The 17918-nt window shown below is 52.9% G+C and carries 13 protein-coding genes, 4 tRNA genes and 3 rRNA genes; 16 read left to right on the forward strand and 4 right to left on the reverse strand.

The window, feature by feature from the left end; translation table 11 throughout:
• The first annotated feature begins 26 nt into the window (after positions 1 to 26).
• From ACQG0T_RS04335 to dkgB, 7 genes are all read left to right on the forward strand, one after another.
• Positions 27 to 1568 (forward strand): 16S ribosomal RNA (locus ACQG0T_RS04335).
• A gap of 70 nt (positions 1569 to 1638) precedes the next feature.
• Positions 1639 to 1715, forward strand: a tRNA-Ile gene (locus tag ACQG0T_RS04340).
• Positions 1716 to 1820: 105 nt separating this feature from the next.
• Positions 1821 to 1896 (forward strand) — tRNA-Ala (locus ACQG0T_RS04345).
• 170 nt (positions 1897 to 2066) lie between these two features.
• Positions 2067 to 4971: ribosomal RNA gene (locus ACQG0T_RS04350) — 23S ribosomal RNA — on the forward strand.
• 69 nt (positions 4972 to 5040) lie between these two features.
• Positions 5041 to 5156 (forward strand): 5S ribosomal RNA (rrf, locus tag ACQG0T_RS04355).
• Together the 16S, 23S and 5S rRNA genes with 3 tRNA genes alongside form the textbook arrangement of a ribosomal RNA operon.
• A 55-nt stretch (positions 5157 to 5211) precedes the next feature.
• Positions 5212 to 5288 (forward strand) — tRNA-Asp (locus tag ACQG0T_RS04360).
• A gap of 160 nt (positions 5289 to 5448) precedes the next feature.
• Positions 5449 to 6252, forward strand: coding sequence for a 2,5-didehydrogluconate reductase DkgB (gene dkgB / locus ACQG0T_RS04365; protein WP_023295955.1), 804 nt, complete (start codon positions 5449 to 5451; stop codon positions 6250 to 6252).
• Positions 6253 to 6282: 30 nt separating this feature from the next.
• Here the strand turns inward: dkgB and yafC are convergent, their stop codons facing one another.
• The gene (yafC, locus tag ACQG0T_RS04370) at positions 6283 to 7188 is read right to left on the reverse strand and encodes a DNA-binding transcriptional regulator YafC (RefSeq protein WP_015571393.1); all 906 of its coding nucleotides are present in this window, start codon (positions 7186 to 7188) and stop codon (positions 6283 to 6285) included.
• A gap of 103 nt (positions 7189 to 7291) precedes the next feature.
• On the opposite strand from yafC, the gene ACQG0T_RS04375 reads away from it, so the two are divergent.
• The 3 genes from ACQG0T_RS04375 to ACQG0T_RS04385 all read left to right on the forward strand — a co-directional run bounded on the left by ACQG0T_RS04375 (position 7292) and on the right by ACQG0T_RS04385 (position 10256).
• Positions 7292 to 8467, forward strand: a complete 1176-nt coding sequence (locus ACQG0T_RS04375; protein ID WP_023295956.1) for an MFS transporter — start codon at positions 7292 to 7294, stop codon at positions 8465 to 8467.
• Between the two features lie 137 nt (positions 8468 to 8604).
• Complete coding sequence (locus ACQG0T_RS04380; RefSeq protein ID WP_026080641.1) at positions 8605 to 9405, forward strand: endonuclease/exonuclease/phosphatase family protein; 801 nt, start codon at positions 8605 to 8607, stop codon at positions 9403 to 9405.
• A gap of 77 nt (positions 9406 to 9482) precedes the next feature.
• Positions 9483 to 10256: a class I SAM-dependent methyltransferase gene (locus ACQG0T_RS04385; RefSeq protein WP_015571390.1), complete on the forward strand. Its 774-nt coding sequence runs from the start codon at positions 9483 to 9485 to the stop codon at positions 10254 to 10256.
• A 52-nt stretch (positions 10257 to 10308) separates the two neighbouring features.
• On the opposite strand, the gene mltD is transcribed toward ACQG0T_RS04385, so the two are convergent.
• Both mltD and gloB read right to left on the reverse strand, forming a co-directional pair.
• On the reverse strand, positions 10309 to 11673 hold the full coding sequence (gene mltD, locus ACQG0T_RS04390; RefSeq protein ID WP_023295957.1) for a murein transglycosylase D: 1365 nt from the start codon (positions 11671 to 11673) through the stop codon (positions 10309 to 10311).
• Between the two features lie 68 nt (positions 11674 to 11741).
• The gene (gloB, locus tag ACQG0T_RS04395) at positions 11742 to 12500 is read right to left on the reverse strand and encodes a hydroxyacylglutathione hydrolase (protein WP_271040571.1); all 759 of its coding nucleotides are present in this window, start codon (positions 12498 to 12500) and stop codon (positions 11742 to 11744) included.
• A 32-nt stretch (positions 12501 to 12532) separates the two neighbouring features.
• Between gloB and ACQG0T_RS04400 the strand changes: the two genes are divergently transcribed.
• A complete protein-coding gene (locus ACQG0T_RS04400) occupies positions 12533 to 13249 on the forward strand; it encodes a class I SAM-dependent methyltransferase (protein WP_017383714.1) in 717 nt (238 codons plus the stop codon).
• Here ACQG0T_RS04400 and rnhA read toward each other — a convergent pair whose 3' ends face one another.
• On the reverse strand, positions 13250 to 13828 hold the full coding sequence (gene rnhA, locus ACQG0T_RS04405) for a ribonuclease HI (RefSeq protein WP_160840538.1): 579 nt from the start codon (positions 13826 to 13828) through the stop codon (positions 13250 to 13252).
• On the opposite strand from rnhA, the gene dnaQ reads away from it, so the two are divergent.
• The 5 genes from dnaQ to ACQG0T_RS04430 all read left to right on the forward strand — a co-directional run bounded on the left by dnaQ (position 13782) and on the right by ACQG0T_RS04430 (position 17918).
• The gene (gene dnaQ / locus ACQG0T_RS04410) at positions 13782 to 14513 is read left to right on the forward strand and encodes a DNA polymerase III subunit epsilon (protein ID WP_003863237.1); all 732 of its coding nucleotides are present in this window, start codon (positions 13782 to 13784) and stop codon (positions 14511 to 14513) included. The two genes, rnhA and dnaQ, sit on opposite strands and share 47 nt — an antisense overlap.
• Before the next feature lie 132 nt (positions 14514 to 14645).
• Positions 14646 to 14722: transfer RNA gene (locus ACQG0T_RS04415), tRNA-Asp, on the forward strand.
• Positions 14723 to 15109: 387 nt separating this feature from the next.
• Complete coding sequence (locus ACQG0T_RS04420; RefSeq protein ID WP_015571386.1) at positions 15110 to 15829, forward strand: FadR/GntR family transcriptional regulator; 720 nt, start codon at positions 15110 to 15112, stop codon at positions 15827 to 15829.
• Positions 15826 to 16839, forward strand: coding sequence for an ABC transporter ATP-binding protein (locus tag ACQG0T_RS04425; RefSeq protein WP_015571385.1), 1014 nt, complete (start codon positions 15826 to 15828; stop codon positions 16837 to 16839). Before ACQG0T_RS04420 ends, ACQG0T_RS04425 begins: the two co-directional genes overlap by 4 nt.
• A complete protein-coding gene (locus ACQG0T_RS04430; protein WP_015571384.1) occupies positions 16836 to 17918 on the forward strand; it encodes an ABC transporter ATP-binding protein in 1083 nt (360 codons plus the stop codon). Before ACQG0T_RS04425 ends, ACQG0T_RS04430 begins: the two co-directional genes overlap by 4 nt.

The following is a 17918-nucleotide window of genomic DNA, read 5'->3' on the forward strand; positions in this document are numbered from 1 at the left end:
TTTAATTCATTGAGCATCAAACTTTTAAATTGAAGAGTTTGATCATGGCTCAGATTGAACGCTGGCGGCAGGCCTAACACATGCAAGTCGAACGGTAACAGGAAGCAGCTTGCTGCTTCGCTGACGAGTGGCGGACGGGTGAGTAATGTCTGGGAAACTGCCTGATGGAGGGGGATAACTACTGGAAACGGTAGCTAATACCGCATAACGTCGCAAGACCAAAGAGGGGGACCTTCGGGCCTCTTGCCATCGGATGTGCCCAGATGGGATTAGCTAGTAGGTGGGGTAACGGCTCACCTAGGCGACGATCCCTAGCTGGTCTGAGAGGATGACCAGCCACACTGGAACTGAGACACGGTCCAGACTCCTACGGGAGGCAGCAGTGGGGAATATTGCACAATGGGCGCAAGCCTGATGCAGCCATGCCGCGTGTATGAAGAAGGCCTTCGGGTTGTAAAGTACTTTCAGCGGGGAGGAAGGCGATAAGGTTAATAACCTTGTCGATTGACGTTACCCGCAGAAGAAGCACCGGCTAACTCCGTGCCAGCAGCCGCGGTAATACGGAGGGTGCAAGCGTTAATCGGAATTACTGGGCGTAAAGCGCACGCAGGCGGTCTGTCAAGTCGGATGTGAAATCCCCGGGCTCAACCTGGGAACTGCATTCGAAACTGGCAGGCTAGAGTCTTGTAGAGGGGGGTAGAATTCCAGGTGTAGCGGTGAAATGCGTAGAGATCTGGAGGAATACCGGTGGCGAAGGCGGCCCCCTGGACAAAGACTGACGCTCAGGTGCGAAAGCGTGGGGAGCAAACAGGATTAGATACCCTGGTAGTCCACGCCGTAAACGATGTCGACTTGGAGGTTGTGCCCTTGAGGCGTGGCTTCCGGAGCTAACGCGTTAAGTCGACCGCCTGGGGAGTACGGCCGCAAGGTTAAAACTCAAATGAATTGACGGGGGCCCGCACAAGCGGTGGAGCATGTGGTTTAATTCGATGCAACGCGAAGAACCTTACCTACTCTTGACATCCAGAGAACTTAGCAGAGATGCTTTGGTGCCTTCGGGAACTCTGAGACAGGTGCTGCATGGCTGTCGTCAGCTCGTGTTGTGAAATGTTGGGTTAAGTCCCGCAACGAGCGCAACCCTTATCCTTTGTTGCCAGCGGTTAGGCCGGGAACTCAAAGGAGACTGCCAGTGATAAACTGGAGGAAGGTGGGGATGACGTCAAGTCATCATGGCCCTTACGAGTAGGGCTACACACGTGCTACAATGGCGCATACAAAGAGAAGCGACCTCGCGAGAGCAAGCGGACCTCATAAAGTGCGTCGTAGTCCGGATTGGAGTCTGCAACTCGACTCCATGAAGTCGGAATCGCTAGTAATCGTGGATCAGAATGCCACGGTGAATACGTTCCCGGGCCTTGTACACACCGCCCGTCACACCATGGGAGTGGGTTGCAAAAGAAGTAGGTAGCTTAACCTTCGGGAGGGCGCTTACCACTTTGTGATTCATGACTGGGGTGAAGTCGTAACAAGGTAACCGTAGGGGAACCTGCGGTTGGATCACCTCCTTACCTTAAAGAACCTGCCTTTGTAGTGCTCACACAGATTGTCTGATGAAAAACAGCAGTAAAAAACCTCTACAGGCTTGTAGCTCAGGTGGTTAGAGCGCACCCCTGATAAGGGTGAGGTCGGTGGTTCAAGTCCACTCAGGCCTACCAAATTTTTGCTGATGCTGCGTTGCGGCGACACTCACATACATAAGTATGCTTCGTGTCACCACGCCTTGCCTCAACAAAAATTACCGGTACAGAGGTAACTACGATGGGGCTATAGCTCAGCTGGGAGAGCGCCTGCCTTGCACGCAGGAGGTCTGCGGTTCGATCCCGCATAGCTCCACCATCTTTTACTGCGAACACAAGAAAACTTCAGAGTGAACCTGAAAAGGTGCACTGCGAAGTTTTGCTCTTTAAAAATCTGGATCAAGCTGAAAATTGAAACGACACACAGCTCATGTGTGTTCGAGTCTCTCAAATTTTCGCAATCAGAAGTGAAACATCTTCGGGTTGTGAGGTTAAGCGACTAAGCGTACACGGTGGATGCCCTGGCAGTCAGAGGCGATGAAGGACGTGCTAATCTGCGAAAAGCGCCGGCGAGGTGATATGAACCCTTGACCCGGCGATGTCCGAATGGGGAAACCCAGTGCAATCCGTTGCACTATCGTTAACTGAATACATAGGTTAACGAGGCGAACCGGGGGAACTGAAACATCTAAGTACCCCGAGGAAAAGAAATCAACCGAGATTCCCCCAGTAGCGGCGAGCGAACGGGGAGCAGCCCGGAGTCTGAATCAGCTTGTGTGTTAGTGGAACGGTCTGGAAAGTCCGACGGTACAGGGTGATAGTCCCGTACACGAAAGCACACATGCTGTGAACTCGAAGAGTAGGGCGGGACACGTGGTATCCTGTCTGAATATGGGGGGACCATCCTCCAAGGCTAAATACTCCTGACTGACCGATAGTGAACCAGTACCGTGAGGGAAAGGCGAAAAGAACCCCGGCGAGGGGAGTGAAAAAGAACCTGAAACCGTGTACGTACAAGCAGTGGGAGCCTCTTTATGGGGTGACTGCGTACCTTTTGTATAATGGGTCAGCGACTTATATTCTGTAGCAAGGTTAACCGTATAGGGGAGCCGAAGGGAAACCGAGTCTTAACTGGGCGTTAAGTTGCAGGGTATAGACCCGAAACCCGGTGATCTAGCCATGGGCAGGTTGAAGGTTGGGTAACACTAACTGGAGGACCGAACCGACTAATGTTGAAAAATTAGCGGATGACCTGTGGCTGGGGGTGAAAGGCCAATCAAACCGGGAGATAGCTGGTTCTCCCCGAAAGCTATTTAGGTAGCGCCTCGTGAACTCATCTTCGGGGGTAGAGCACTGTTTCGGCTAGGGGGCCATCCCGGCTTACCAACCCGATGCAAACTACGAATACCGAAGAATGTTATCACGGGAGACACACGGCGGGTGCTAACGTCCGTCGTGAAGAGGGAAACAACCCAGACCGCCAGCTAAGGTCCCAAAGTCATGGTTAAGTGGGAAACGATGTGGGAAGGCACAGACAGCCAGGATGTTGGCTTAGAAGCAGCCATCATTTAAAGAAAGCGTAATAGCTCACTGGTCGAGTCGGCCTGCGCGGAAGATGTAACGGGGCTAAACCATGCACCGAAGCTGCGGCAGCGACACTATGTGTTGTTGGGTAGGGGAGCGTTCTGTAAGCCGTTGAAGGTGTGCTGTGAGGCATGCTGGAGGTATCAGAAGTGCGAATGCTGACATAAGTAACGATAAAGCGGGTGAAAAGCCCGCTCGCCGGAAGACCAAGGGTTCCTGTCCAACGTTAATCGGGGCAGGGTGAGTCGACCCCTAAGGCGAGGCCGAAAGGCGTAGTCGATGGGAAACAGGTTAATATTCCTGTACTTGGTGTTACTGCGAAGGGGGGACGGAGAAGGCTATGTCAGCCGGGCGACGGTTGTCCCGGTTTAAGCATGTAGGCGGAGGTTCCAGGTAAATCCGGTACCTTGTTAACGCTGAGGTGTGATGACGAGGCACTACGGTGCTGAAGTGATAAATGCCCTGCTTCCAGGAAAAGCCTCTAAGCATCAGGTAACACGAAATCGTACCCCAAACCGACACAGGTGGTCAGGTAGAGAATACCAAGGCGCTTGAGAGAACTCGGGTGAAGGAACTAGGCAAAATGGTGCCGTAACTTCGGGAGAAGGCACGCTGATGTGTAGGTGAAGCCCCTGCGGGTGGAGCTGAAATCAGTCGAAGATACCAGCTGGCTGCAACTGTTTATTAAAAACACAGCACTGTGCAAACACGAAAGTGGACGTATACGGTGTGACGCCTGCCCGGTGCCGGAAGGTTAATTGATGGGGTTAGCGGCAACGCGAAGCTCTTGATCGAAGCCCCGGTAAACGGCGGCCGTAACTATAACGGTCCTAAGGTAGCGAAATTCCTTGTCGGGTAAGTTCCGACCTGCACGAATGGCGTAATGATGGCCAGGCTGTCTCCACCCGAGACTCAGTGAAATTGAACTCGCTGTGAAGATGCAGTGTACCCGCGGCAAGACGGAAAGACCCCGTGAACCTTTACTATAGCTTGACACTGAACACTGGTCCTTGATGTGTAGGATAGGTGGGAGGCTTTGAAGCGTGGACGCCAGTCTGCGTGGAGCCAACCTTGAAATACCACCCTTTAATGGCTGGTGTTCTAACGTAGACCCGTAATCCGGGTTGCGGACAGTGTCTGGTGGGTAGTTTGACTGGGGCGGTCTCCTCCCAAAGAGTAACGGAGGAGCACGAAGGTTGGCTAATCCTGGTCGGACATCAGGAGGTTAGTGCAATGGCATAAGCCAGCTTGACTGCGAGCGTGACGGCGCGAGCAGGTGCGAAAGCAGGTCATAGTGATCCGGTGGTTCTGAATGGAAGGGCCATCGCTCAACGGATAAAAGGTACTCCGGGGATAACAGGCTGATACCGCCCAAGAGTTCATATCGACGGCGGTGTTTGGCACCTCGATGTCGGCTCATCACATCCTGGGGCTGAAGTAGGTCCCAAGGGTATGGCTGTTCGCCATTTAAAGTGGTACGCGAGCTGGGTTTAGAACGTCGTGAGACAGTTCGGTCCCTATCTGCCGTGGGCGCTGGAGAATTGAGGGGGGCTGCTCCTAGTACGAGAGGACCGGAGTGGACGCATCACTGGTGTTCGGGTTGTCATGCCAATGGCACTGCCCGGTAGCTAAATGCGGAAGAGATAAGTGCTGAAAGCATCTAAGCACGAAACTTGCCCCGAGATGAGTTCTCCCTGAGACTTTAAGTCTCCTGAAGGAACGTTGAAGACGACGACGTTGATAGGTCGGGTGTGTAAGCGCAGCGATGCGTTGAGCTAACCGATACTAATGAACCGTGAGGCTTAACCTTACAACGCCGAAGGTGTTTTGGCGAAGAGACAGACACGATTTTCAGCCTGATACAGATTAACAGAATTTGCCTGGCGGCTTTAGCGCGGTGGTCCCACCTGACCCCATGCCGAACTCAGAAGTGAAACGCCGTAGCGCCGATGGTAGTGTGGGGTCTCCCCATGTGAGAGTAGGGAACTGCCAGGCATCAAATTAAGTAGTAAGCCGGTGCATTAATCCGGTGGTTACAGAAGTATTCGGTGGAGCGGTAGTTCAGTCGGTTAGAATACCTGCCTGTCACGCAGGGGGTCGCGGGTTCGAGTCCCGTCCGTTCCGCCACTTATTAAAAGCCCTGAGCTAACGCTCAGGGCTTTTTTCTTATCTGTCGTTTGATTGTTGCGAAATTAGCAAAAATCCTCTGCGGTTCACGATCTTTTTCGGCATAACAACTACAGCGATAATTCTCCTCAGTTTATGAACATAACGATTGAGGAATCATATGACTATCCCTGCACTGGGTCTGGGCACTTTCCGCCTGAAAGACGACGTTGTTATCGCATCTGTTAAAACCGCACTCGAGTTGGGCTATCGTGCTATTGATACGGCGCAGATTTATGATAACGAAGCTGCCGTAGGCCAGGCCATCGAAGAGAGTGGCGTACCGCGCGACGAACTTTTCATCACCACTAAAATCTGGATTGAGAATCTCAGCCAAGACAAGCTGATCCCAAGCCTGAAGGAAAGTCTGAGAAAGCTGCGTACTGACTATGTTGATCTGACGCTGATCCACTGGCCATCACCTGACGATGCCGTCTCTGTGGAGGAGTTCATGCAGGCGCTGCTGGAAGCGAAAGAGCAGGGCTTAACGCGTAAAATTGGCATCTCTAACTTCACCATCCCGTTGATGGAAAGGGCCATTGCCGCAGCGGGTAAAGAAAATATTGCCACCAACCAGATTGAACTCTCTCCTTACCTGCAAAACCACAAAGTCGTGGACTGGGCGAAACAGCATGGTATTCACATCACCTCGTACATGACGCTGGCATATGGTAAGGCGCTGAAAGATGAAGTGATTGCACGCATCGCTGAAAAACACAATGCGACAGCCGCACAGGTGATCCTGGCATGGGCGATGGGTGAGGGCTATGCCGTGATCCCGTCTTCAACCAAACGTGAAAACCTGGCAAGTAACCTGTTAGCGCGGGATCTCCAGCTTGATGATGAAGATAAAAACGCGATCGCTGCACTGGAATGCAACGATCGTCTGGTCAGCCCGGAAGGGTTAGCACCAGACTGGGATTAATAAAAGCCCTTCCTCTGTACCCTTAAACCCTCACACAGCTCCTCCGGGAGCTGTTTTTATATGTTCGCTAAGGAAGTCGATAAAAGCGCGTATGCGCGTACTTACCGCTCTGTCACTGTAATACACTGCGCTAAAAGGCATCTCTACAGGTAAGCGTTTGTCAGCCATCAGTTCTACAAGCTGACCCGCAGCTATTTCCTTATCAATCATATAGTCTGATAAACAGGCGATCCCATTTCCTTCAAGACAAAGCTGTTTCAGCGTTTCTCCGCTATTAGACGAAAGTCCGCAAGTGATCTCATGAAGTTGTCCGTCATGACAGGCCACGGGCCAGGTGTTCAGCGAGACAGGTTCCGTAAAGCCCAGGCACAGGTGCTGCTTCAGCTCCTCAACGGTCTCCGGTTTGCCATGCTCTGCAATATATTGCGGTGACGCGATAATTTTGCGGTAGCTGGTGAACAGTGGGCGAGCGCGTAAACTTGAATCCGTCAGGGTTCCCGCGCGGATCGCCACATCAACTTTACGCTCAATCAGGTTAATAAACGTCTCTGAAGAGACCAGGGACAGAGTCATCTCCGGATAACGTTCCCGGAATGGCTTGATTAACGGCATCAGAAAATGAAGCACGACCGGCGTCGCCGCATCAATGCGTAGCAATCCACGCGGAGTGCTACGCGACTCCATTATTTCCGTCTCAGCTGCCGCCATCTCCTGCAAAACGGATTGTACGCGGCGAAAATAACGTTCACCTTCTTCCGTCAGGCTGAGCTGCCGCGTTGTTCTGTTGAGCAGACTTACCCCGAGCTTCATCTCCAGCTTTTTCACCGAGCGGCTGATGGCGGAGTTCGCCTGCCCGAGCTGTTCGGCCGCACGGCTGAAGCTGCCGCTTTCAACAACGGCAACAAAGATAGTCAGTTCTTCCGATGTGGCTTTCATTATTGCATCATCCGCAAAATTCTATTGAGATTCTAACCATTTTTGTTATTTAAACACTGGCGCATACTGCCTGTCATCTTAATCCTGAAGAGACGGAGTATTTATGCCACTGGCGCTTCTTGCCCTGACGATCAGTGCCTTCGCAATTGGCACGACCGAATTTGTTATTGTAGGACTTGTTCCCACTATTGCTGAACAACTCGCCATTTCGCTGCCTTCTGCCGGGCTGCTGGTATCTATTTACGCGTTAGGCGTCGCTGTTGGGGCGCCTGTGCTGACCGCACTGACTGGACGCTTTCCACGTAAACAACTGTTAGTTGCCCTGATGGTGCTCTTCACCGCCGGCAATATTCTGGCGTGGCAGGCTCCGGACTACACCACTCTGGTCATTGCCCGTTTGCTGACTGGCCTCGCACACGGTGTCTTCTTCTCCATCGGCTCCACGATTGCAACCAGCCTGGTGCCAAAAGAGAAAGCGGCGTCAGCCATTGCGATTATGTTTGGCGGCTTAACCGTCGCGCTGGTCACCGGCGTGCCGTTAGGAACGTTTATTGGGCAACATTTTGGCTGGCGAGAAACCTTCCTCGCGGTATCGCTGTTGGGCGTGATTGCTCTGGTAGCCAGCCTGCTGCTGGTGCCCTCCAGTATTCCGGGGCGCGCGAGCGCCAGCCTGAGCGATCAGGTTAAGGTTCTGACACACCCGCGCCTGCTGCTGATCTATGCCGTTACGGCTCTGGGTTATGGAGGTGTGTTCACTGCGTTCACTTTCCTTGCACCGATGATGCAGGAGCTGGCTGGTTTTTCTCCGGGCGCAGTGAGCTGGATTTTACTGGGCTACGGTATCTCCGTCGCAATCGGCAATATCTGGGGCGGCAAGCTTGCAGATAAGCATGGTGCGGTACCGGCGCTAAAATTTATCTTCGCCGCGCTGGCTGTCCTGCTGATGATTTTCCAGTTCACCGCGTCGATACAATACGCAGCGCTGGTAACTGTGTTGGTTATGGGAATATTCGCGTTTGGTAACGTACCGGGATTGCAGGTCTATGTTGTACAGAAAGCCGAACGCTATACGCCCAATGCGGTGGATGTCGCATCCGGCCTGAATATCGCCGCATTCAATATCGGTATCGCACTCGGATCGGTTATCGGCGGGCAGACGGTTGAACACGTTGGATTAACCCAAACGCCATGGATTGGTGCGGTAATTGTGCTTGTCGCTTTCCTGCTTATTGGTCTGAGTGGACGGCTTGATAAACCCGCTCGTATCGCGCTTGGATAAGTATCAGTAAGTGCTTGCTTACAAAACTGGAAAGCGGTTTCTCAGTAATTGCGTTGAAAGTGTGACCTAAAATCCCTATAACATTAGAACCAGTCCGTTTTCCGGGCTGGTTCATGTTACAGAGGTCGTTTCCAAAAGTGCGAAAAAATACCTATGCCATGCGTTATGTTGCCGGAATGCCCGCGGAGAGGATCTTGCCTCCGGGGTCGTTTGCGAGCCTGGGTCAGGCATTACCAGCGGGCACGCCATTAAGCAGTGACGAAAAAATTCGCGTACTGGTGTGGAACATCTTTAAACAACAGCGTGCGGAGTGGTTATCCGTACTTAAAAATTTTGGTAAAGATGCGCATCTGGTTCTGTTACAGGAGGCGCAAACCACGCCTGAGCTGGTCAGGTTTGCAACGACAAACTATCTTGCAGCCGATCAGGTGCCTGCCTTTGTTCTGCCACAGCATCCTTCTGGGGTGATGACCCTTTCAGCCGCACATCCGGTCTATTGCTGCCCGCTGCGTGAACGTGAGCCAATCCTGCGTCTGGCAAAATCGGCGCTGGTCACGGTCTATCCGTTGCCCGACACCCGTCTGCTGATGGTGGTAAACATTCATGCGGTGAACTTCAGCCTGGGTGTTGATGTGTACAGTAAGCAGTTACTACCCATTGGCGATCAGATTGCTCATCACAGTGGGCCGATCATTATGGCCGGGGACTTCAATGCCTGGAGCCGTCCACGTATGAACGCGTTGTACCGCTTCGCGCGTGAAATGTCGCTGCGTGAAGTTCGTTTTAACGATGACCAGCGCAAGAAAGCGTTTGGTCGTCCTCTCGATTTTGTCTTCTATCGGGGGTTAAGCGTGCACGACGCCTCCGTTCTGGTGACGCGCGCCTCCGATCATAATCCTCTACTAGTTGAATTCAGTCCCGGCAAACCTGATAAATAATGGTGCGTCAGGTCTGCCGTGGGGCAGGCCTGTGCGGGTGCTGCCCTTTATTTTTTAACCCATAAAAGGACAGCAACATGACAACAACACACTCCCATCATGACAACGTCGAAAAACAGTTTGGTTCTCAGGCAAGTGCCTACCTGAGCAGCGCCGTGCACGCCTCTGGCCGCGATCTGGTACGTCTCGGCGAACGGCTCGCCGCGTTTCCTGACGCGCACGTGCTGGACTTAGGCTGCGGGGCGGGGCACGCCAGTTTTACCGCCGCACAGCAGGTTGCTCAGGTGACGGCATATGACTTATCGAGCCAGATGCTGGATGTGGTTGCTGAAGCGGCGAAAGCGAAAGGGCTGAATAACGTCACGACGCGCCAGGGCTACGCTGAATCTTTACCCTTTGAGGATGCGTCGTTTGAGGTTGTGATTAGCCGTTACTCTGCACACCACTGGCATGATGTGGGGCAGGCATTACGGGAAGTGAAACGCGTGCTCAAACCGGGCGGAATCTTCATCATCATGGACGTGATGTCTCCCGGACATCCGGTACGAAATATCTGGCTCCAGACGGTTGAAGCGCTGCGTGATACCTCGCACGTGCAAAACTACTCCAGTGGAGAGTGGCTTACGTTTATCACCGAAGCCGGCTTGATTTCACGCTCATTGATAACCGACCGTTTGCCGCTGGAGTTCACATCATGGATTGCACGGATGCGCACACCCGAGGCATTGACTCAGGCGATCCGATTGTATCAGGAGAGCGCCTCTGCTGACGTGAAGGCGTACTTTGAACTGCATGATGATGGTTCGTTTACCAGCGACACCATTATGGCTGAAGCGCAAAAAGCGGGATAAATAAAAAAGGCACCGAGGGGAATCGGTGCCTTTTTAACAAGCGATCGTACTATCAGGAATCTGGCGTAGCGCTGTTTTTCACAAACAACGTCAGCTGGTCGCCAGGTTGCAGGTTGTCAGTATCGTTGTTCCAGCGCATCACATCTTTGATGTTTACGCCGTGACGCTTAGCAATACTGGACAGCGAGTCGCCTTTACGTACGCGATAGGTAATGCTATCGCTGTTCTTAGCGAGACGCTGTGCGCTGCTACCTGCACCTACGGTCAGCGTTTGACCCACTTTCAGACCAGATCCGCGCAGATTATTCCACTGCTGGAGATCTTTCGCATTCACGCCAAGACGTGATGCAATACCTGAAAGCGTATCACCTGAACGCACCTTATAGCTGCGGCTACTTACAGGCGACGTATCAGCGATCAGCGTGGACTGAACGGCTGCAATTTCACCCGAAGCCAAAGACTCTCGTAACTGTTCCGCATGTTTCTGCGGAACCATCACATAGCCAGGGCCACTAGCGCCCAGCGTGGAGCCTTTAACACCTGCATTAAAGGTTTTAAGCTTACTTACCGACATACCCGTCATATCGGCAACCTGTTGAATATCAACCGGGCTGCTGAGGCGGACACGCGCCAGTGCACGACTTTCGTCTGGTGTTGGCAGTTGTACACCGTAACGTTTGCTGTTCTTGAGAATATCGCCCAGTGCCAGCATTTTCGGTACGTAAATCTTTGTTTCCTGTGGCAGTGAGAGCGACCAGAAGTCTGTGGGTTTTCCACGCGCTTTATTCGCTTTCATTGCCTTCAGTACACGACCTTCACCACTGTTATACGCCGCGACGGTCAATAACCAGTCGCCGTCAAACATCTTGTTCAGACGTTGCATCATGTCGAGAGCGGCTGTCGTTGAAGCGACAACATCACGACGCGCATCGTAGTTGCGGGTCTGCTTTAAACCATAATTTCGCCCTGTGCTCGGAATGATCTGCCAGATGCCTGCTGCATTGGCGCCAGACGTCGCGTGCGGGTCAAAAGCGCTCTCCACTATGGGTAGTAGTACCAGTTCCATAGGCATGTTACGTTTCTTAACTTGCCCGGCTATCCAGTACATATACGGCTCTGCCCGTAATGTTACATCGTGGAGATAGCTCTTATTTCTCAAATACTTCTGTTTCTGTTCGCGAATCCGGCTGTTTTCCGGAATTCCCATCTTTAGCTCGTCGCCAATAGAGGCCCACAAGTCTTGTTCCTGCGCGAAGGATGTCCCATCGTCCAACCATCGCGCCTGACTCGTAAACTTCCCTGCTTCCCCTTGACCAGCCGCAGAAAGGCTCTGTGCGTGCTGTTGTACGTTGCTGCCGTTTTGTGACTGGCAACCTACAAGCAGGACAGAGGCGAGTAATATCGCTTTTGCCTTCATGTGTGTGTCAATAGTTGCTTAAAAGACGAGCGATGATAACGGCGAAATTTTGAAAAGGCAACCCGCAATTATCTGAAGTTATCTTTCTTTGACCTTAACCATGCAAATCGCGCTTCAGGTTGTAACAAATTTGTTTCTTTATTAATTTTATTAATTAAATCAACATCATCAGTTCTTAAAAATAAATTTATTTGTCGCTCATTTTTCAGAATTACGGGGAGTGTTTTTTGGTTTTTTGCACGTAACTCCTTCACTTTCTGGTAATAATCCTGAATCGCCCGATCCTCAGGTAGCACGCTTGCAGCAAACTTCATATTCCCTAATGTATATTCATGTGCGCAACAAATTACGGTGTCGGCTGGCAGCGCATTAATTTTTTGTAAAGATTGATACATCTGTTCTGGCGTGCCTTCAAACAGCCTTCCACAGCCGCCAGAAAACAGCGTGTCGCCACAAAACAGATAAGGTTTGCTGTAGAAACAGAGATGACCGGAAGTGTGACCTGGCGTAGCAAATACGGAAAACTCCCACCCGAGGATGAGGATACTTTCGCCTTCTTCGACAACTTGCGTTGTACCCTTATCCTGTGTCTCTGCTGGTCCGTAGACGGGTAGATGGGGATAGCGCGCAAGGAGATCGGGAACACCGCCGACATGATCGTGATGGTGATGGGTAAGGAGGATCGCTTCCGGCTGCCAGCCGTTTTCTTTTATCGCGTGCAGGATCGGTGCGGATTCGCCTGGATCAACAATGATGCATCTGCGATCGTCGTCGACTAAAACCCAGATGTAATTGTCCTGAAAGGCGGAAATACTGATAAGATTCATGCATTACCTCTTATAGCGTGGCGGGTGTTTTGATGAAACCGGCAAGGATACCTCAGACTGTCGCACCACCGGAACGTTGGGCAGAGTTGCCCTGGGGTGAATATTATCGCGAGGCCTTAGAACTTCAGCTTAAACCCTGGCTCGCGAAAATGTATGGTTTTCACCTGCTTAAGATTGGCAATCTGAGCGCAGAAATCAATACCGAAAGCTGCGCTATCTCGCATCAGGTTAGCGTATCGCTTAATGGCTCCCCGGTTCAGGTGAAAGCGGATCCGCTGCATTTGCCGTTTGCGGAAAAATCCATTGATGCCTGTCTGCTCGCCCACACGCTGCCCTGGTGCAGCGATCCCCATCGTCTGCTGCGGGAAGCCGACCGCGTTTTGATTGATGACGGCTGGCTGATCCTGAGCGGTTTTAATCCGCTGAGTCTGATGGGGCTACGTAAACTGACGCCCGTTCTGCGTCGCACGCCGCCTTATAACAGCAGGATGTTTACCATGATGCGCCAGCTGGACTGGCTTTCACTGTTAAATTTCGAAGTGCTAAGCTACGGGGGTTTTCAGGTCATCCCCTGGACGCGTAAAGGCGGGGTCTTATTAAGCACCCATTTACCCGCGCTGGGCTGCATGCAATTTATTGTCGCGCGTAAGAGGACGATCCCCCTTACGCTCAACCCGATGAAGCAAAGCAAATCAAAAACACGGATCCGCCAGACCGTGGGGGCCACGCGGCAGTACAAAAAACCGTGATCAGGATTCAGGTTGATAACCTGCATCCTCATGGGTCGGGTTGGATGCCGCCGCGCGAGCCAGCTCGTCACAGCGTTCGTTTTCAGGATGACCGGCGTGCCCCTTTACCCACTCCCATTTGATTTCGTGCTGACCGAGGGCGGCATCAAGACGCTTCCAGAGATCGACATTCTTGACGGGTTTTTTCTCTGCCGTTTTCCAGCCACGCTTTTTCCAGTTGTGGATCCATTGGGTAATGCCCTGGCGGACATACTGGCTGTCGGTACTCAGCACCACGTCACAATGTTCTTTTAACGCTTCCAGCGCCACGATGGCCGCCATCAACTCCATGCGGTTGTTGGTGGTCAGGAAATAGCCTTCACTAAATGTTTTTTCATGCTGGCGATAGCGCATAATGGCGCCATAGCCGCCGGGCCCTGGGTTACCGAGACAAGATCCATCGGTGAAAATTTCTACCTGTTTACGCATCTCTGGTAGACTTCCTGTATTTGAAACGTTCAGTAAAACGATAAGTCTGACATAAATGACCGCTATGAGCACTGCAATTACTCGCCAGATTGTTCTTGATACCGAAACCACCGGTATGAACCAGATTGGCGCCCACTACGAAGGGCACAAAATCATTGAGATTGGTGCCGTTGAAGTGGTGAACCGTCGCCTTACGGGCAACAACTTCCACGTTTACCTTAAACCCGATCGGCTGGTGGACCCGGAAGCGTTCGGCGTTCACGGAATTGCCGATGAGTTTTTGCTGGATAAGCCCACCTTTGCCGACGTCGCAGATGAATTTCTCGACTACATCAGAGGTGCGGAACTTGTCATTCATAACGCGTCGTTCGATATCGGCTTTATGGACTATGAGTTCAGCAAGCTCAACCGTGATATTCCGAAGACGAATACGTTCTGTAAAGTCACGGATAGCCTGGCGCTGGCAAGGAAGATGTTCCCCGGCAAGCGTAACAGCCTTGATGCCCTGTGCTCTCGCTATGAGATAGACAACACCAAGCGAACGCTGCACGGCGCGTTGCTCGATGCCCAGATCCTGGCCGATGTCTACCTGACCATGACCGGCGGGCAAACGTCGATGAAATTCAGTATGGAAAATGAATCCCAGCAGACGCGGGATGAAGGGGGAATTCAGCGTATTGTGCGTCAGGCGAATCGCCTGCGGGTTGTTTTAGCCAGTGATGAAGAACTGATGAACCATGAATCTCGTCTCGATTTAGTGCAGAAGAAGGGCGGAAGCTGTCTGTGGCGCACGTGAAAATGTGCTGAAACGTTTGTTAAATCACCGTTTGGGTGAATTTTGCAGCAAACGATTCAAAACCTGAGAAAAAGCGTTGACGAGTTCAGAGGCAAACCGTAATATTCGCCTCGTTCCCCAAACGGGAACAGTGGAGCGGTAGTTCAGTCGGTTAGAATACCTGCCTGTCACGCAGGGGGTCGCGGGTTCGAGTCCCGTCCGTTCCGCCACTATTCAGAAAGCCTGAGTCAGAAATGATTCAGGCTTTCGTCGTTTTATAGTCCCTCGAATATTGTTTATTCCTCTTTTTATTTTTATTAACAAAAAGTTAATAAATACGGTGCATTTTATTAACAATTGCACGATTTTAGTGCGTTATTTGCACTGTTTTTGTGCGTTTCTTGCCCATTCTCACCGTCGCGCCCATCTTCTTATGTAATAATTATGTAAAATAATTGGTAAGAAATCATTCGGTTACCGATCATTTTTCAGAAAATTAACGAACCAATACGCTATTGGTTCGTTAATTGCTTAATTACTAGCACGTTAAGTTCTGCGTCATATCAATAACTTATTATTAATAAAAATAAAGCAATGATGAAAGCGAGCGAACCAATATGGAAAAGCCTTCACGGTTTTTAGCTAATTCCAGTACCGCGCTTGAGCAGCTGCGCGGGCTTATCAACCAGCACGAGTCAACACCAGGCATTCCGCTGCCCACTGAACGTGAGCTGTCGGACACTCTCGGCGTAGGCCGACGTGAAGTGCGTCGCGCGCTGGACGTGCTGGAAGAGGAAGGGCGTATCTGGCGCAAGCAGGGCAAGGGTACCTTCATTGGTCCATCTGCCCCGGTTGAGCCGTTGGCGCTTCAGGGATTGGTTCAGCAAACCAACCTGCTGGAAGTCATGGAAGCTCGACTACAGCTCGAACCCGGCTTAGCCCGACTTGCGGCACTGCGTGCCACCAGGGAAAACCTCGCGCTCATGCAGCGTATGCTGGAACGCATTAATAAGGTCAGCCCGGATGACCGCGATCTCAACGAACTGTGGGATAGCGCCTTCCACCGCGCCATTGCGGAGGCAGCAGGTAACCGCCTGATGCTTGGGCTTTTTGATGCGATAGATGCCGTCCGCCGGGAGCCTGGCTGGCAGCATTTACGCGAACTTGCCCGCACCCCTGAACGTGTCGATAGCTACAACGACCACCATCACAAAATCATGTCAGCGATTATTCATCGCCAGCCTAACGAAGCAGCTGCCGCCATGCGCGAACACCTGCTCAGCCTGCAAACCGCGCTGATTCAGGCTATTCACCTTGAGGACGATTCCACGCTATGACGACGATACCTTTTAAGGACTCCACGCCCGTACTGCGGCTGCAAAACCTCAACGTTAAATTCGCGGGCTCGCCGGTGAGCGTGCTCGACGATATCTCGCTGACGGTCAGGGCGGGAGAAACGCTGGCGCTGGTAGGCGAGTCCGGCTGCGGTAAAAGCATCACTTCCCTGGCGCTGATGGGGTTATTACCTGCCAGCGCCCGGATCGTCAGCGGGGAGATGAATTTCCGCCGCCAGGATCTGCGCAAGCTCTCGCCGCGGGAGTATGCCGATCTGCGCGGCAGCGAGCTGGCGATGATATTCCAGGAGCCCATGACCTCGCTCAACCCTGCCTTCACGCTTGGCGATCAGCTCAGTGAAGCGGTGATGCGCCATCAAACGATCTCCCGGGCTGAGGCGATGACGGTTGCGCTACAGATCCTGGAGAAGGTGCAGATCCCGGCAGCAGAGATGCGCCTTAAGGCTTACCCGCATCAGCTTTCCGGCGGTATGCGCCAGCGCGTGATGATTGCGATGGCGCTGATAAACCATCCCAAACTACTCATTGCTGACGAACCCACTACCGCTCTGGACGTGACCATTCAGGCGCAAATTCTCTCCCTGCTCAATACTTTAAAAGAAGAAACGGGCACGGCGGTGCTGATGATCACCCACGATTTAGGCGTGGTGGCTGAAGTCGCGCAGCAGGTGGCGGTGATGTATGCCGGACAGGTAGTGGAGCAGGGGAGTGTTGAAGCCCTGTTTGCCGATCCGCAGCACCCCTATACCATTGGCCTTATGGGTTCCCTTCCTTCTATGGGTGCGCGTAAAGGCCAGCTATCAACTATTCCCGGATCGGTCCCGCTGCCGGAATCCATGCCTCAAGGCTGCCGCTTTGCCACCCGATGTCCCTTCGCGCAGACGCGCTGTCATGCTGAAAAACCACCGCTCACTACGCTTGGTACGGGCCATCAGGTTGCCTGCTTCCGCGTGCCGCTCGAACACCACATTGCCCTGGGAGAGACCGCATGACCATGCCCATTCTTGAAGCCCGCGATCTGAGCAAGCTTTTCCCCGGCCCGAAAAAACTGTTTACGCCGGCCCGCTTTGTCACCGCTGTCGACCGAGTTTCGATGTCGGTGATGCCTGGCGAAACGCTGGCAATTGTCGGCGAGTCGGGTTCCGGGAAATCCACCCTTGGTCGTCTGCTGCTGCGCCTGCTGGGCGCCAGCGAAGGGCGGGTATTTTATCAGGGTGAGGAGATCACCCACGCCTCGGGCGCCCGTCTGAACCAGCTCCGGCGTGAGCTACAGATCATCTTTCAGGATCCCTTCGCTTCGCTGAACCCGCGCATGACGGTGGAGCAAATTGTCGGTGAGCCGCTGTGGCTGCACCAGAACATGAAAAAAACGGATCGCCAGTACCGCGTCTCCGAGCTACTCAGGACGGTCGGCTTGCCCTCAGCCTGGGCCGGGCGTTATCCACACGAATTTTCCGGCGGGCAGCGTCAGCGTATCGGCATTGCGCGCGCGCTGGCGTCAGGCCCAAAGCTGCTGCTGGGTGATGAGCCGGTTTCTGCGCTGGACGTTTCCGTTCAGGCACAGGTGGTTAATTTACTGGAAAGCCTGAAGCACCAGTTGGGGCTAACGATGGTGATCGTCGCCCACGGGCTGGCGGTTATCCGTCATATGAGCGACCGCGTGGCGGTAATGTATCTTGGGCAAATCGTCGAGCTGGCCACCGTCGACGACATCTTCGACGCACCGTTGCATCCTTATACCCAGGCGTTGATTGCCTCAGCGCCGCAAATGCAGCCAGGCGTAGCGCGGGATACGCCGCTGTTGCAGGGTGATTTACCGAACCCGGCTAACCCGCCGTCCGGCTGCCGTTTCCACACCCGTTGCCCCTACGTTACAGATGAATGCCGCCAGATCGAGCCGATTAATCAGGTGCTCGACGGCGGACGTCAGGTTGCCTGCCATCGCTGGCAGGAGATCAATCGCGATCGCAGCGTTATCCAGATCGCACCGCCATCCGCCGCTTTTCTGCGCCGCCGCGCGCTGTTTGAACACGCGGCCACTCACTCCTCCCTTCCTTCAAGGAACTCATGA

The organism is Enterobacter cloacae complex sp. 302F9, assembly GCF_050030335.1.
Lineage (GTDB): Bacteria > Pseudomonadota > Gammaproteobacteria > Enterobacterales > Enterobacteriaceae > Enterobacter > Enterobacter hormaechei_C.

Coding starts and splice junctions, on each gene's coding strand:
- ACQG0T_RS04425 (WP_015571385.1), top strand. CDS start 15,826: ATGACGACGATACCTTTTAAGGACTCCACGCCCGTACTGCGGCTGCAA.
- yafC (WP_015571393.1), bottom strand. CDS start 7,188: ATGAAAGCCACATCGGAAGAACTGACTATCTTTGTTGCCGTTGTTGAA.
- ACQG0T_RS04400 (WP_017383714.1), top strand. CDS start 12,533: ATGAAACCGGCAAGGATACCTCAGACTGTCGCACCACCGGAACGTTGG.
- dnaQ (WP_003863237.1), top strand. CDS start 13,782: ATGAGCACTGCAATTACTCGCCAGATTGTTCTTGATACCGAAACCACC.
- ACQG0T_RS04420 (WP_015571386.1), top strand. CDS start 15,110: ATGGAAAAGCCTTCACGGTTTTTAGCTAATTCCAGTACCGCGCTTGAG.
- dkgB (WP_023295955.1), top strand. CDS start 5,449: ATGACTATCCCTGCACTGGGTCTGGGCACTTTCCGCCTGAAAGACGAC.
- mltD (WP_023295957.1), bottom strand. CDS start 11,673: ATGAAGGCAAAAGCGATATTACTCGCCTCTGTCCTGCTTGTAGGTTGC.
- ACQG0T_RS04430 (WP_015571384.1), top strand. CDS start 16,836: ATGACCATGCCCATTCTTGAAGCCCGCGATCTGAGCAAGCTTTTCCCC.
- ACQG0T_RS04385 (WP_015571390.1), top strand. CDS start 9,483: ATGACAACAACACACTCCCATCATGACAACGTCGAAAAACAGTTTGGT.
- gloB (WP_271040571.1), bottom strand. CDS start 12,500: ATGAATCTTATCAGTATTTCCGCCTTTCAGGACAATTACATCTGGGTT.
- ACQG0T_RS04375 (WP_023295956.1), top strand. CDS start 7,292: ATGCCACTGGCGCTTCTTGCCCTGACGATCAGTGCCTTCGCAATTGGC.